General features: G+C 34.3%; 15 protein-coding genes. 14 read left to right on the top strand and 1 reads right to left on the bottom strand.

Features of this window, described 5'->3' with window-relative positions; translation table 11 throughout:
- Positions 1–131: 131 nt before the first annotated feature.
- Positions 132–680 carry a DNA-directed RNA polymerase subunit delta gene (gene rpoE, locus COE53_RS02420; protein WP_069033719.1) on the top strand — a complete coding sequence of 183 codons (549 nt, stop codon included), beginning with the start codon at positions 132–134 and terminating at the stop codon, positions 678–680.
- 314 nt (positions 681–994) lie between these two features.
- The gene (locus COE53_RS02425; protein WP_069033720.1) at positions 995–2,596 is read left to right on the top strand and encodes a CTP synthase; all 1,602 of its coding nucleotides are present in this window, start codon (positions 995–997) and stop codon (positions 2,594–2,596) included.
- A gap of 68 nt (positions 2,597–2,664) precedes the next feature.
- Here COE53_RS02425 and COE53_RS02430 read toward each other — a convergent pair whose 3' ends face one another.
- Entirely contained in the window at positions 2,665–3,189 is a 525-nt protein-coding gene (locus COE53_RS02430; RefSeq protein ID WP_175495665.1) for a DUF2529 family protein, read from the bottom strand.
- Between the two features lie 200 nt (positions 3,190–3,389).
- Between COE53_RS02430 and COE53_RS02435 the strand changes: the two genes are divergently transcribed.
- The 12 genes from COE53_RS02435 to spoIIR all read left to right on the top strand — a co-directional run bounded on the left by COE53_RS02435 (position 3,390) and on the right by spoIIR (position 15,717).
- A complete protein-coding gene (locus COE53_RS02435; protein WP_025671030.1) occupies positions 3,390–3,767 on the top strand; it encodes a response regulator in 378 nt (125 codons plus the stop codon).
- A 295-nt stretch (positions 3,768–4,062) separates the two neighbouring features.
- Positions 4,063–4,917, top strand: coding sequence for a class II fructose-bisphosphate aldolase (locus COE53_RS02440; protein WP_069033722.1), 855 nt, complete (start codon positions 4,063–4,065; stop codon positions 4,915–4,917).
- Positions 4,918–5,357: 440 nt separating this feature from the next.
- On the top strand, positions 5,358–6,656 hold the full coding sequence (locus tag COE53_RS02445) for a UDP-N-acetylglucosamine 1-carboxyvinyltransferase (RefSeq protein WP_091024568.1): 1,299 nt from the start codon (positions 5,358–5,360) through the stop codon (positions 6,654–6,656).
- Positions 6,657–6,723: 67 nt separating this feature from the next.
- Positions 6,724–7,689: a class II fructose-bisphosphatase gene (glpX, locus tag COE53_RS02450; protein ID WP_069033724.1), complete on the top strand. Its 966-nt coding sequence runs from the start codon at positions 6,724–6,726 to the stop codon at positions 7,687–7,689.
- Between the two features lie 355 nt (positions 7,690–8,044).
- Positions 8,045–9,319, top strand: coding sequence for a transcription termination factor Rho (gene rho, locus COE53_RS02455; protein ID WP_069033725.1), 1,275 nt, complete (start codon positions 8,045–8,047; stop codon positions 9,317–9,319).
- A gap of 159 nt (positions 9,320–9,478) precedes the next feature.
- On the top strand, positions 9,479–9,724 hold the full coding sequence (locus tag COE53_RS02460; RefSeq protein ID WP_025671035.1) for a type B 50S ribosomal protein L31: 246 nt from the start codon (positions 9,479–9,481) through the stop codon (positions 9,722–9,724).
- A gap of 209 nt (positions 9,725–9,933) precedes the next feature.
- Complete coding sequence (locus tag COE53_RS02465; protein ID WP_091024570.1) at positions 9,934–10,548, top strand: thymidine kinase; 615 nt, start codon at positions 9,934–9,936, stop codon at positions 10,546–10,548.
- A gap of 230 nt (positions 10,549–10,778) precedes the next feature.
- Positions 10,779–11,846: a peptide chain release factor 1 gene (gene prfA, locus COE53_RS02470; RefSeq protein WP_025671037.1), complete on the top strand. Its 1,068-nt coding sequence runs from the start codon at positions 10,779–10,781 to the stop codon at positions 11,844–11,846.
- A complete protein-coding gene (prmC, locus tag COE53_RS02475; RefSeq protein ID WP_091024574.1) occupies positions 11,846–12,706 on the top strand; it encodes a peptide chain release factor N(5)-glutamine methyltransferase in 861 nt (286 codons plus the stop codon). The genes prfA and prmC overlap by 1 nt, the downstream gene beginning before the upstream one ends.
- A gap of 137 nt (positions 12,707–12,843) precedes the next feature.
- Positions 12,844–13,749 (top strand): ATP-grasp domain-containing protein, encoded by a 906-nt coding sequence (locus COE53_RS02480; protein ID WP_025569178.1) that lies wholly within the window; start codon positions 12,844–12,846, stop codon positions 13,747–13,749.
- Positions 13,746–14,603: an ATP-grasp domain-containing protein gene (locus COE53_RS02485; protein WP_091024576.1), complete on the top strand. Its 858-nt coding sequence runs from the start codon at positions 13,746–13,748 to the stop codon at positions 14,601–14,603. The genes COE53_RS02480 and COE53_RS02485 overlap by 4 nt, the downstream gene beginning before the upstream one ends.
- 283 nt (positions 14,604–14,886) lie before the next feature.
- Positions 14,887–15,717: a stage II sporulation protein R gene (gene spoIIR, locus COE53_RS02490; RefSeq protein WP_091024578.1), complete on the top strand. Its 831-nt coding sequence runs from the start codon at positions 14,887–14,889 to the stop codon at positions 15,715–15,717.
- Positions 15,718–15,720 lie beyond the last annotated feature (3 nt).

Below are 15,720 nucleotides of genomic sequence, written 5' to 3' on the forward strand. Positions count from 1 at the left end.
GACAAGGTGCTAGCATATTTAACTTAGTTTTGTTTATAATGAAAGATATGTATTTTATAGCTAACTAGTAAAATTTATACATAATGTTATTAAATTATGGTGAAAATATTATTTTTAAAGGAGTGCTTACCTTGAGTTTAAAGCAATACTCGGAAGAGCAATTAAAAGAATTATCGCTTATTGAATTAGCATATGAACTTTTTTCTGAAACAAAGGAACCTATTTCTTTTTACGATTTAGTTGACCAAATGGCAACAGTTTTAGGTGTAACTAGAGAGGCACTATTAGAAAAACTTCCTCAATTTTATACAGAATTAAATATTGATGGCCGTTTCGTATGTTTAGGTGAAAATCGCTGGGGATTACGTGCTTGGTATCCATACGATCAAGCAGAAGAAGAAGTATTACCTGTTGCAAAACCTAAGAAGAAACGTAAACAATTAGAAGAAGAAGATGAGTTCGAAGATTATGACGCATCTGAAGAAGATGATTTTGAAGAGGAAGAACTTGAATTAGACGAGTTAGATGAAGATCTAGTTGATGATGATGAAACTGATGAGTTTGATGACGAAGAAATCGATGAAGATGATGAAGATCTTGAAATAGATGATGAAGATTTAGAGCTAGAAGATGAAGAAGAAGAAGAATTAGATGAATTTGAAGAGGAAGAAGAACGATAAGTTCTTGACTTTTAAGTACTGAATGAGTAGAATTCTTATTGGGCTCTTTAAAAAGAACGAAATATATTTTGACGCTCCCTATTTTAAATAGGGGGCGTCTTTGTTTTTTTACAAATACTTAATGTAATAAAACAATAAATGAAATGTTTGCTTTCGATTCAAATGTTAAAAATTTGCATGAAAAAACCCAATTTTGGATGACAATAAAGCATGCATACAAAATGTTATTAAATAATTTTTTATAAAGGATTAGCTTTGTAATTTCTTGTAAGGAAAAATAAAATACGAATGCTAAAAATGAAAGGGGCTCAATTATGACAAAGTATATTTTTGTAACAGGTGGCGTAGTTTCTTCTCTTGGTAAAGGGATTGTTGCAGCATCTTTAGGACGACTACTAAAAAATAGAGGATTAAATGTAACAATTCAAAAGTTCGATCCTTACATTAACTTAGATCCAGGAACAATGAGTCCATACCAACATGGTGAAGTTTTCGTAACAGATGACGGTGCAGAAACAGACTTAGACTTAGGTCATTATGAAAGATTTGTTGATATTAACGTTACTAAATTCAACAATGTAACATGTGGTAAAGTTTATTCTACGGTATTACAAAAAGAACGTCGTGGAGATTACTTAGGAGGAACTGTACAAGTTATCCCACACATTACAAATGAGATTAAGGATAAAGTTTTCCGTGCTGGTCGCGAAACAAATGCAGATGTTGTTATCACTGAGATCGGTGGAACAGTTGGTGATATCGAGTCATTACCTTTTATCGAAGCTATTCGTCAAATTAAAGGTGATGTAGGCCGTGACAACGTAATGTATGTTCACTGTACACTTCTACCTTATATTAAAGCTGCTGGTGAGTTAAAAACTAAACCAACCCAACACAGTGTAAAAGAACTTCGTAGCATTGGTATTCAACCAAATGTGATCGTATTACGTTCAGAAACATCTGTACCACAAGAAATGAAAGATAAAATTGCTCAATTCTGTGATGTAGATGCTAAAGATGTGATCGAATGTGTAGATGCAGATACTCTTTACGAAATCCCATTAGCTTTACAAGCACAAGGATTAGATAGTATCGCATGTAATCATTTAAAACTACAAACAAATGAAGCAGATATGACAGAGTGGATTTCTTTAGTAGACAAAGTTAAAAACTTAACTAAATCAACAAAAATCGCTCTTGTTGGTAAATATGTAGAATTACAAGATGCTTATATTTCAGTAGCAGAGGCATTAAAGCACGCAGGATATGCTTTTGATAGTGAAATTGAAATTAAATGGATTAATGCAGAAGAAGTTACATCAGCTAATGTAAACGAACTTTTAAGCAATGTAGATGGAATTCTTGTACCAGGTGGATTCGGAGACCGTGGTGTAGAAGGCAAAATCTTAACTGCACAATTTGCTCGTGAAAATAACGTACCATTCTTAGGAATTTGTCTAGGTATGCAAATTGCGTCAATTGAATTTGCTAGAAATGTTTTAGGCTTGAAAGGTGCTCACTCAGCAGAAATTGATCCTACTACTAACTATCCAATTATCGATTTATTACCTGAACAAAAAGATGTAGAAGATTTAGGTGGTACATTACGTTTAGGTTTATATCCATGTAAATTAGTTGAAGGTTCAAAAGCATACGAAGCTTACGGGGAAGAAGTTGTTTACGAACGTCACCGTCATCGTTATGAGTTCAATAATGAATACCGTCAACAAATGGAACAAGAAGGATTTATCTTCTCAGGTACTAGCCCTGATGGTCGTTTAGTAGAAATTATTGAGTTGCCAAATCATCCATGGTTTGTAGCTTCACAATTCCACCCAGAGTTTATTTCTCGTCCAAATAGACCACAACCATTATTCAGAGATTTTGTAGGAGCATCACTACAAAACCGAGGATAAGAAAATAAAAAACACCCAACAGGATTTNNAAATCCTGTTGGGTGTTTTTGTTATTTTAGAATTGTTTTTCAGTCGAAATCTGATAGGATTTCACTCATTGTAAGTAGTAGGCAGTGATAAATAAATAATCCTGTAAGTAGGGTAGGTAAACAGATTCGGTCTCCCTCGTCAGTTGGAACAAGCTTTCTTGTTAATTCATAGTTAATAAATACATCAGCTAGTTCTGATAAATGGTCTTCACCATTGATCGTAGTAGAGACGATTACTAATCCAACGTTTGATTCTAATAGTTTATTAGCAAGAAGAATAGCTTCTTGATCGTCCGTCTGTCTTGTAAATAAAAGTACTCGATCTACTGGGGATAATGACTGGATTTCGCCGTTAATCAACAAAGGTTTAATTGAGTCGTTTTGTTCTGCTCCATCAGTTATTTCTGAAACAATACCAGCAAATTCTTTTGTGCCATGTACATAAACGCATCCTTCACCTATAACTGCCTGTGCTAGGAAGCGTGAAGCATCTTCAAATACTTCCTCTTGTTTAACTATTTTTTGAAAAACCCCATTCAATTGTGTCGAAAAAATTTTTAACATTAAATAATACTCCCTCTTATAAAAGTATGGTCTAACCATTATACTGTAATTTAGATAGATACAAAAAAATTAAAAAAGTAATTTTTTGTAAATTTTTCAAACTAATGCAGGAAAAAAGGTTTTTAAGTAGAATGTAAAAATTTAGGGGAATTTGTATTTTTTTAAGCAAGGTTATCTGGTTTAGAAAGGTGGTACTATTTTTGGGAAGTAAATTACTTATAGTAGACGATCAGTACGGAATTCGTTTGCTTTTACACGAAATTTTCAAAAAAGAAGGCTATGAGGTATTTCAGGCAGCTAATGGTTTTCAAGCAATTGATATTGTAGTGAAGGATTGTCCCGACTTAGTTATTCTTGATATGAAAATACCAGGTATGGACGGAGTGGAGATTCTAAAGCGAATCAAAGAAATTAATAAAGATATTAAAGTTATTTTGATGACGGCTTATGGTGAACTCGATATTATTGAAGAAGCTAAAAAATTAGGAGCACTACAATATTTTCCAAAACCATTTGATATTGATGAAATTAAAAAGGTTGTTAGAGAACATACTTCACAACCACAATCTCAGCAGTAAAATAGCAGATGGGGTAGCGGACCATCTGCTTTTATTTTTACCCATTAACTGAAAGCGTTTTCGGAAATAGCCGATAAAACCGTTAGAAACAATGTTTAATTGTCTAAAATGTTACGATAATACGAACATTAGATGATATTTGTTGTGTTTTCATTTCATTTTTTGTATTCTTATGTTGTGATATAAATACCTTATAATTTACATAATAAAGAACACTTTGTAGCATTATATTCTTGTTAGTAAAATTATGGGTGCAGATTAATTTTCATAAAAGAGTATATAAGGAGGGCTTAAAATGCCTTTAGTATCTATGACTGAAATGCTTAATAAAGCAAAAGAAGGTAAATACGCTGTTGGTCAATACAATATTAATAACTTAGAGTGGACTTTTGCTATTCTTACTGCAGCTGAAAAAGAACAATCACCTGTAATTCTTGGTGTTTCTGAAGGTGCAGCTAAATACATGGGTGGATTTAATACTGTTGTAAAGATGGTAGAAGGTTTATTAATTGATTTAAAAATTACTGTACCTGTAGCAATTCATCTTGATCACGGTTCAAGCTTTGAAGCATGTAAAGCTGCAATCGACGCTGGATTTACTTCAGTTATGATTGATGCTTCTCACGATCCATTTGAGCAAAACGTTGAAACAACTAAAAAAGTTGTAGACTACGCTCACTCTCATGGTGTATCTGTAGAAGCTGAATTAGGAACTGTTGGTGGACAAGAAGATCATGTTGTTGGAGACATTATTTATGCTGACCCAGCAGAGTGTAAAGAACTAGTTGAGCGTACTGGCATTGATTGCTTAGCTCCAGCTTTAGGTTCTGTTCATGGACCATACAAAGGTGAACCGAAATTAGGTTTCGACGAAATGGAACAAATCGGTAACGAGACGAACGTACCATTAGTTTTACACGGTGGAACTGGAATCCCAACTGAACAAATTCAAAAAGCAATCGCTCGTGGAACTGCAAAAATTAACGTAAACACTGAGAACCAAATTGCTTTCAATAAAGCTGTTCGTGAATTTGTTGCAAATGATCAAAAACAATACGATCCACGTAAAGTTCTTGGACCAGGTCGCGAAGCAATTATCGCAACAGTGGCTGGCAAAATCCGTGAGTTCGGTACTAGCAACAAAGCATAATATTTTAAGTTTTTTAGCTTAAAATATGATATATTATAATAAATTAAAGCCGTCTAAATTATGTTTAGACGGTTTTCTTGTTTAACAAAGCCATTTTTAGCAATAAAATTAACTGTTTTTTCATTTAGACTTGAAGATATAAGATAATAATGATTAGAATTAGTTTAGGTCTAGTTTAAGAATTTACCAAATATCTATTTCTACTTTATTAGCTAATCAAAATTCATTTAAAGGTTTTACTCAATTTTTATTGAATTTCAAGATATTGTAAATAACAAAACCGAAGCAAAAGTCTTTACATTAGACTGTAGCTCTCGTATAAACTAAGATTAGAGAAGTAGAATTTTGGAGAAAATAGGTAGAAACTATTCGACAGTTGAGAAGTTTAAAAACTATACTTCTCTACTATTTTCTTCTGCTCATTTAGAAGGGAGTATACTATGGAAAAGCTTGTATTAGAAGGCGGTATACCTTTAAAAGGGACAATTCGTGTTAGCGGTGCCAAAAATAGTGCAGTGGCTTTAATCCCAGCAACTATCTTAGCAAGCTCACCTGTAACACTTGAAGGAGTTCCTTCTATTTCAGATGTTAAAACACTATGTGACCTTTTAGAGGAAATAGGTGGACAAGTAGAAGTATCTGATGAAAAAATAATGATTGATCCAACAAATATGGTTGCAATGCCACTTCCAAGTGGGAAGGTAAAAAAATTGCGAGCGTCTTATTATTTAATGGGTGCAATGTTAGGTAGATTTAAGCAAGCGGTTATAGGCTTACCAGGAGGCTGTTATCTTGGACCAAGACCTATTGATCAACATATAAAAGGTTTTGAAGCATTAGGTGCAAAAGTAACAAATGAGCAAGGTGCAATTTATTTAAGGGCAGAAGAACTAAAAGGTGCACGTATATACTTAGATGTAGTAAGTGTTGGTGCAACGATTAATATCATGTTAGCAGCGGTTTTAGCAAATGGTAGAACTGTTATTGAAAACGCTGCAAAAGAGCCTGAGATTGTCGATGTAGCTACTTTATTAACAAGTATGGGTGCTAAAATTAAAGGTGCTGGTACTGATGTAATTCGAATTGATGGAGTAGAATCACTATCTGGCTGCACACATACAATTATCCCTGATCGCATTGAAGCAGGAACTTATACAATATTAGCTGCTGCAACTGTGCAAGAAGGGGACAAGGTTATTGTTGATAATGTTATTCCACACCATTTGGAATCACTTATTGCGAAAATGAGAGAAATGAATATAGATATTGATACAAATGACGATCAAATTATCGTTTCAGGATCAAATAAAGAACTAAAATCAGTAGATATCAAAACTTTAGTTTATCCAGGGTTTCCAACTGACCTACAGCAGCCGTTTTCTGTGCTGTTAACGAAAGCAAATGGGACAGCCGTTATTACTGATACAATATATGGTGCAAGATTTAAGCATATTGATGAGCTTAGAAGAATGAGTGCAACGATTAAAGTCGAAGGTAGTACGGCTATTATTTCCGGCCCTTCACAGTTACAAGGCGGCCGTGTAAAAGCAAGTGATTTACGTGCTGGAGCAGCTTTAGTTATAGCAGGCTTGATTGCAGAAGGTAAAACAGAACTAACTGGATTAGAGCACGTTGACAGAGGATATGAGGATTTAGTTGAAAAGCTTTTAGGATTAGGAGCTAATGTTTGGCGTGTTCAGCTAACCAAGCAAGAAGTTGAACAATTAAAAAATGCGTAAAATTGGGTGTTTACATACTCATAACATAATTAGATAGTTTTCATTTACATCAAAGGGGGAGTTTGGAATGGAAAGAAGTTTATCAATGGAGTTAGTACGTGTTACTGAGGCAGCAGCACTAGCATCTGCAAAATGGATGGGTTTAGGTAAAAAGGATGAAGCAGATGATGCTGCTACAACAGCAATGCGTGACGTATTTGATACGATTCCTATGAAGGGAACAGTTGTAATTGGAGAAGGGGAAATGGACGAGGCTCCAATGCTTTATATCGGTGAAAAACTTGGGAATGGATATGGTCCAAGAGTGGACGTAGCAGTTGACCCACTTGAAGGTACAAATATCGTGGCATCTGGTGGATGGAATGCTTTAGCAGTTATTGCAATTGCTGACCATGGCAATTTATTGCATGCTCCTGATATGTACATGGAGAAACTTGCAGTAGGACCTGAAGCGGTTGGTAAAGTTGATATCAATGCATCTGTTCTTGATAACTTAACAGCTGTAGCAAAAGCAAAAGGAAAAAATATTAATGAAGTTGTTGCAACAGTATTAAATAGAGAACGCCATGCGAAATTAATTGAAGAAATTCGCTCAGCAGGTGCTCGAATTAAACTGATCAACGATGGTGATGTTGCGGGTGCAATTAACACAGCTTTTGATCACACAGGTGTTGATATTTTATTTGGAAGCGGTGGAGCGCCAGAAGGAGTTATCGCTGCAGTTGCTTTAAAATGCTTAGGTGGAGAACTTCAAGGGAAGTTATTACCTCAAAATGAAGAAGAGATCGAACGTTGCAAACGCATGGGTATAGAAGATCCAAACCGTATATTATATATGGACGATTTAGTTAAGGGTGACGATGCAATTTTTGCTGCTACTGGTGTAACTGATGGAGAATTACTAAAAGGTGTACAATACAAAGGGAATGTAGGTTCTACGCAATCATTAGTTATGCGTGCTAAATCAGGAACTGTTCGTTTTGTAGATGGACGTCACAGCCTAAACAAAAAACCAAACCTAGTTATAAAATAATCAATCCGTAAAAAAGCTTGGTTTTGATGAGGGTTAATAATGAATCAAAATTCTTTGTTAATGAAATCGGGACCTAGATATTAATTTAGTAAAATAATGACTCTTTCCTTTATTTACCAAGGGGAAGAGTCATTAAATAGTTTAGTCGAAAAATAGTTGGCATAAAAAACTCTTTCGAATTATAATCTCAATAGATAGTAAACCTATTAATTCTAATTACTTAGAATATTTTTAGGGGAAAAGGTTACACTAAAGAGTAATACTTTATGTAAGTTTCCTTCAAAAAACCTTCTAAATAACCTTCCGAATTAAGAAAACCCTAATTTGAACGAATAAAAGTAAAGAGTGGTGTTATATGAGTTTAACAATCTCTGCATTAGAAAACATGAAATTAAAAGATTTGTATGAACACGCGAAGGTAATGAAAATTTCGTATTACAGCAAATTAACGAAAAAAGAACTTATTTTTGCAATCCTTAAAGCGCAAGCGGAAAAAGATGGATTAATGTTCATGGAAGGTGTACTAGAAATTATCCCATCAGAAGGATATGGATTCTTACGTCCAATTAATTATTCACCTAGTTCAGAAGATATTTATATTTCTGCATCTCAAATTCGTCGTTTTGATATGCGAAATGGTGATAAGGTTTCTGGAAAAGTACGTCCACCTAAAGAAAATGAAAGATACTTTGGTCTACTTCAAGTAGAAGCAGTCAATGGAGATGATCCTGAGAATGCTAAAGAACGAGTTCACTTCCCGGGATTAACTGCATTATATCCAAATAGACAAATGAAGCTTGAAACATCTCCTGCTAAGTTTTCTACAAGAATTATTGATATGATCTCCCCAGTAGGATTTGGTCAACGTGGTTTAATTGTTGCCCCTCCAAAAGCCGGTAAGACAGAGTTATTAAAAGAAATTGCAAATAGCATCACGACAAATCACCCAGAAGCTGAACTAATTGTATTACTAATTGATGAGCGACCAGAAGAGGTAACGGACATTGAACGTTCTGTAAAAGGAGATGTTGTAAGTTCGACTTTCGACGAAACTCCTGATAGTCATATTAAGGTTGCTGAACTAGTATTAGAGCGCGCTATGAGACTAGTAGAGCACAAGAAAGATGTAATTATTTTGATGGATAGTATTACTAGGCTTGCTCGTGCGTATAATTTAGTTATTCCACCAAGTGGTCGTACGTTATCAGGTGGTATTGATCCTGCTGCATTCCATAGACCAAAAAGATTCTTTGGTGCTGCACGTAATATCGAAGAAGGTGGAAGTTTAACGATTTTAGCAACAGCTCTAATCGACACTGGCTCACGTATGGATGATGTTATTTATGAGGAGTTCAAAGGTACTGGTAATATGGAGCTTCACTTAGATCGTTCATTAGCTGAACGTCGTATCTTCCCAGCAATTGACATTCGTCGTTCTGGAACACGTAAAGAAGATCTATTAATACCAAAAGATCATCTGGACAAGCTATGGTTAATGCGAAAAACTATGTCGGATATCCCAGACTTTGTTGAACGTTATTTCAGAATGCTTCGTCAAACGAAAACAAATGAAGATTTCTTCAATACGATGACTGAAGAAAGTAGAAAAACGCCTGTATCTAATAAATAGATGGAAGATATAAGCAATCTGAAAGAGAAATAGTGGGTTGCATTCTCCCGGGTTAGTTGCTATAATTTCATTTGTATGTGAAATGTAAACTATGTGGTATACACATGGTTTCTTATAACTCTGATTTCAAGGATTTCAGGGCGGAAGGAGATGAAAAACATGAAAGCGAATATTCATCCTAATTACAAGAAAGTAGTGTTTATGGATATTAACACTGGTTTCAAATTCTTAAGCGGATCAACAAAATATTCTAACGAAACAATCGAATGGGAAGATGGCGAAACTTACCCTCTAATCAAAGTTGAGGTTTCTTCTGATTCTCACCCATTCTACACTGGACGTCAGAAATTTGCTAACGCTGCAGGACGTGTTGAACGTTTCAACAAAAAATACGGCCTTAAGTAATATTGATGAAAAGCAGGCGAGTTATTGCTACTTTGCCTGCTTTTTTTACGCATTTATAGTCAAATAACATATAAGTCTAATTCAATTTAGTGAATTTTTATATAAATACTCAAGATACTTACACGAATTATAAATAGTGCTGAATTAACCAGCGTTTAAAATAAATAATAAAATAGTCTTTGTACTGATATAGAAAGGTGAGACACATAATGTTCTTTATGATGAAAAAAAATGGTTGGATTGAAATGATTTGCGGAAGTATGTTTTCTGGAAAATCAGAGGAACTAATTCGCCGTGTTCGTCGTACGCAGTTTGCTAAGCAAAGCTGTGTTACATTCAAGCCATCAATTGATAATCGATACAGTGAAGTAGAAGTCGTGTCTCACACAGGTATGAAAGTACCTGCTTATGCAGTAACACACTCATCACATATACTTCAATACGTTACAGAAGAAGTTGAAGTAGTTGCAATTGACGAGATTCAATTCTTTGACGAAGAAATAGTTATGGTAGTTCAACAACTTGCTAACTCTGGGAAACGTGTGATTTGTGCAGGTTTAGACCAGGATTTTAGAGGCTTACCATTTGGTAAAGTACCTGAAATATTATCAATTGCAGAACATGTAACGAAATTAAATGCAGTTTGCGCTTCATGCGGATCACCTGCAAGTAGAACACAAAGATTAATAAATGGTAAACCAGCTTTATTTGAAGACCCTATTATTTTAGTAGGAGCATCTGAATCATACGAACCAAGATGTCGTCACTGTCACGAAGTACCAACGAAAACAATTCAACCAGCACTTCAAAGTCAGAACGATTAATTTTACTGTAGGTTGAAAATTAGCTATTAAGACCATATACTAAGAAATGTGGAGAAAGCTCGCCCAGCTCTGACTGAGATATGATCGAAGAGCTAGCTTGCAGAACTGAAGAATAATAATTGTGGATAAAGTGTTATACGCGCTTTTACCTTAGAATTTAGAATTAAAGAAGCGATTTAGAATCGCTTTTTTCGATATATATTTAAGACGAAAATGTCGAGGTGAAAATTATGTTTGATCGATTACAAGCTGTAGAGGATCGCTATGATAGATTAAACGATTTACTTAGTGACCCGGAAATTATAAACGATTCAAAAAAGTTACGTGAATACTCAAAAGAACAATCAGACATACAAGAAACGGTTGATGTATACCGTCAATACAAATCAGTTAAAGAGCAAATTAAAGATGCAAAAGCTATGCTTGAAGAGAAGCTTGATGCTGATATGCGCGAAATGGTTAAAGAAGAATTAAATGATTTAGAAAACGAATCAAAGGATCTAGAAGAACGTTTAAAAATCCTTTTAATTCCTAAAGATCCTAACGATGATAAAAACGTTATCGTTGAGATTCGTGGTGCTGCGGGCGGAGACGAAGCTGCATTATTTGCTGCTACGTTATATCGTATGTACAGCCGTTTTGCTGAGGTTAACGGATGGAAAACAGAAATCATTGAAGGTAACTATACAGAGCTAGGTGGCTTTAAAGAGGTTATCTTTATGATAAATGGTAAAGGTGCATATTCAAAACTAAAATTTGAAAATGGTGCACACCGTGTTCAACGTGTTCCTGAAACAGAATCAGGTGGACGAATTCATACTTCAACTGCAACAGTAGCAGTTTTACCAGAAGCTGAAGAAGTTGAAATTGAAATTCATGAAAAAGATATTCGTGTAGATACATTTGCTTCAAGTGGTCCTGGTGGTCAATCAGTAAATACAACGATGTCTGCAGTGCGTTTAACTCATATTCCAACAAATACTGTTGTATCATGTCAGGATGAAAAATCACAAATTAAGAATAAAGAAAAAGCGATGAAGGTTCTTCGCGCTAGGGTTTATGATAAATTCCAAAGAGAAGTACAAGCAGAATACGATCAAAATCGTAAGCAAGCTGTAGGTACAGGTGACCGTTCTGAACGTATCCGTACTTATAACTACCCACAAAACCGTGTAACTGACCACCGAATTGGATTAACAATTCAAAAGCTTGATCAAATCGTTGAAGGTAAAATCGACGAAATTATTAATGCGTTAATTATGGATGATCAAGCAAAACGCATGGAACAAAGTCAATAATGACAACAAAAATATATGAAGCCCTAAAATGGGCTTCTTCTTTTTTACAAGAACATGGTCGTGATGAAAATGTGGGTGAAATTGTATTAAAACATCTTTTGGACTACAATCGAACAGAATTATTGCTAAATATGAGAGAAGATTTAGAAGAGAATGATTGGATGCAGTTTCAAGAACTGATTCACAAGCACGTTAAGGGCCAACCAATCCAGTATTTAATAGGATATGAATACTTTTATGGCCGAAAGTTCTTCGTTAATGAAGAAGTACTAATTCCGAGACCAGAAACAGAGGAGTTAGTGGAAGGTGTATTGCATCGTATTCAAAAGCATTGGAAAAATACAGAACAACTTGAACTAGTAGATGTTGGTACAGGTAGTGGGGCGATTGCAATCTCACTTGCGCTTGAAAATAAACAATTAACAGTTCATACAGTCGATATTGCAGAAGAATCTATCCAAGTCGCTAAACGAAATGCGCAAGAGTTACAGGTAAATGTCCACTTTATTCACAATGATTTACTGAATTACTTTATTGAAGAAAACAAGAAAGTTGATATTGTTGTATCAAATCCGCCGTATATTCCGCATGAGGATTGGTTGGGTTTAGATGAAGTAGTTAAGGATCATGAACCATACCGTGCTTTAGTAGGCGGCGAAGATGGTTTAGAATTTTACCGCCGTTTTGCAAATGACTTACCTAAAGTATTAAAAGAAAAATCATTGGTTGCATTTGAAGTAGGTGTCAATCAAGGTGAACAGGTTGCAGACATTTTAAGGAAAGCTTATCCGAATTCAAATGTTGAAGTTGTTTTCGATATAAATGGCAAAGACCGTATGGTTTATATGGTAAATGGCTAATTTAAATAGTGAATCGTAATGATATTGACTAGAAAAAGTCCATGTATTACGATTCTTTTTTTTGTGTTAAAGTTGTAAAAGATGAGGAAAATTTCAATCAAGAAAAAACAAAAACATTACGAAAGAAGATAGTTAGAATGAAAAAGTTTAAAGGTTGGATTGTATTTAATGGTCATATTACAGCTACAAAATTTACTGAACTTTTCGAATGGTTACAAGATACAGCAATCGCAAAAGGAATAGATGTTTCCTTAGTTAAACATTATGAACTAATCCCAGTAATTGAAAAGGGTCAAGCAATTTTAAAAGGGAAATTCGCGAATGAGAAACCTGATTTTGTAATTTTTTGGGACAAGGATGTTCATTTAGCAAGGCATTTAGAAAATATGGGGCTAAAACTATATAATTCTGCGAGAACGATAGAAGTCTGTGATGATAAGGCTTTAACTTTTCAAGCATTATCTAACTTTAATATACCTATGCCAAAAACAATTACGGCTCCGCTATTATTCCCTAATTGTGATTTAACAAATTATGATTTTTACGATGAAGTTATACAGGAATTAGGTTTTCCTTTAATAATAAAAGAGTCATTCGGTTCATTCGGTAGACAAGTTTATTTAGTTGAGAATAGAGAAGACTTTTTTAAGAAGGTAGACGAACTAAAGCACAAACCGCATATTTATCAAGAGTTTATAGAATCAAGTAGAGGGACTGATATTCGTATCCAAGTAGTAGGTAAACAAGTAGTAACAGCAGTGTTAAGAAAATCAGAATCAGATTTTCGGGCAAATGTTACAAACGGTGGAAAAATGTATAAGTATGAGCCGACAGAAGACCAAATCAACTTAGCACTTAAATGCTCTGAAATAGTAGGAGCAGATTTTGCAGGGATTGACTTATTATTTGGAGAAGATGGAAAAACATATATATGTGAAGTTAACTCAAACGCACATTTCAAAAATATTTATCTATGTACAGACGTGGATACAACGAAATATATTATTGATTATATTACCTGGGACTTGGAGAAAAACGTATGATTGGTTGGTTAATCTATTCCGAAGCAGATGCAGAAAGAAACAGAACGTATATCGACTGGCTAGTAAGCGGAGCATTGGAAAATGGATTTGAGTTAAAGTTACTTTATACAGATGATATTGTAATAGGTACTCGAAACGGTGTTAATATACTTTACTATCAAGGTAAAGAATTAAACAAACCGGCTTTTGTAATCATGAGGACTATATCACAAATATTATCTTCCCACTTTGAAGAAATGGGAATCAGAACATTTAATAACCAGGCGATTTCAACAATGGCCAATCACAAGTTTCTAACACACCAGAAGCTTTCTAGTCTAGGTATTCCAATGCTGGACACATTTTATTATAAAAAAAGTACAATTATAAAATCTCTAGATACAGTCCATTTCCCTTGTGTACTTAAAAATTGCACAGGAAGAGGCGGAAGTGAAGTATATTTTATAAATAATCAAGAAGAGTTACTGGAGATAGTACAGAACTCAAATTTCGATGAACTATTAATTCAAAACGTTGCAGAGCAGTTAGGTAAAGACTTAAGAGTTTTCATTATCGGTAAAGAAATTATTGCAGCTGTTTTAAGATATTCAGAAAAAGACTTTCGAGCGAATTTTTCACTAGGTGGAGGCGCAGTGCTTTACGAGCTTTCCCAAAATGAAAAAGAACTAATTCAGAAAATAGTAGATCACTTTGATTTCGACTTCGTAGGAATTGATTTTATGTTCGATGCAAACAATCAACTGATTCTAAATGAAATTGAAGACGTAGTAGGAAGTAGAACATTATATACAGTATCAGATATAGATATTGTTTCGTTGTATATGAAATATATTAAAGAGCAGATAAACTGTTAAAGAAAAAAGAATTAAAAAAATCTAGGAAATAAACAAAGCTTTTTAAGGTTTTTCCTGGTTTTAATTCACACTTTCTTTTTCAATTGATAGTTAATGGAACAGTTAGGATAACCTTTTTATCTATGAGTAGCTCAACAACTGCACAACTAAAAAACGGGTAGCCTGAACTGGAAATCATCGTTTACTATCTAATCTAATAAAGAATCTATTAAAAAAAATAGAATACTAGTGTTTAAGAAATAATCAAATTGTCTACACTGTTCCTAGAGGGATGGTGGAGAGAATGAAAACTAAAAATAAAACAAAAATAACATATAAAATTATTTCTTTATTTATCATATTATTGATTAGTTCATCAGTGTTAATGCCACTTCGAGATACAAATGCAAAAGGTAATGAGATGGTCGTAATTCCTAAGAAAGCTGTACGACTACGAATTCTAGCAAATAGCGATTCTAGTGAAGATCAAGCTCTTAAACGTAAAGTTCGAGATGAAGTTAATGCTCAAATTAATACTTGGGTAAAAGATTTAACAACTTTTGAAGAAGGACAAAAGGTTATTAAAAGTCATATTCCAGACTTACAAAAAACGGTTGCACGTGTTATTAAAGAAGAAGGCTCAAATCAACCATTTACAATTACTTACTCTAAAAAAGTTAAATTCCCTACAAAATTATATGGTAGTTTCTTATATCCTGCTGGTGATTACGAAGCGGTTTTAATTAAACTTGGTGCAGGTCAAGGGGCAAACTGGTGGTGCGTATTGTTCCCACCATTATGTTTCCTAGATTTTTCAAACGGTGATGCAACTTTAAGTAAAGAGTCACTACAATCGCAACAAAGGGTTGATCATGAAACAAAAATCGAAAGTGAACCAAAAAGTGAACCAAAAAATGAAGCAAAAAATGAGTTTAAACAACAAGAAGCATTACGTTTAAGTGATGTTGATTCTATTGCTACAACAAAACAAAACAATGAATCATCTTTACAGGATGATGCTGATGTCAAGAGCAGTGAAGATGCGGTTGTAGCTTCCACTCTACCTGGTGATGAACCAAAAGAAGATATTAAGGTAGAGAGCTTCTTTGTACAAATGTTAAAGCAATTATTTTAGTTC

The organism is Bacillus sp. AFS029533 (genome assembly GCF_002585125.1).
Lineage (GTDB): Bacteria > Bacillota > Bacilli > Bacillales > Bacillaceae_G > Gottfriedia > Gottfriedia luciferensis_B.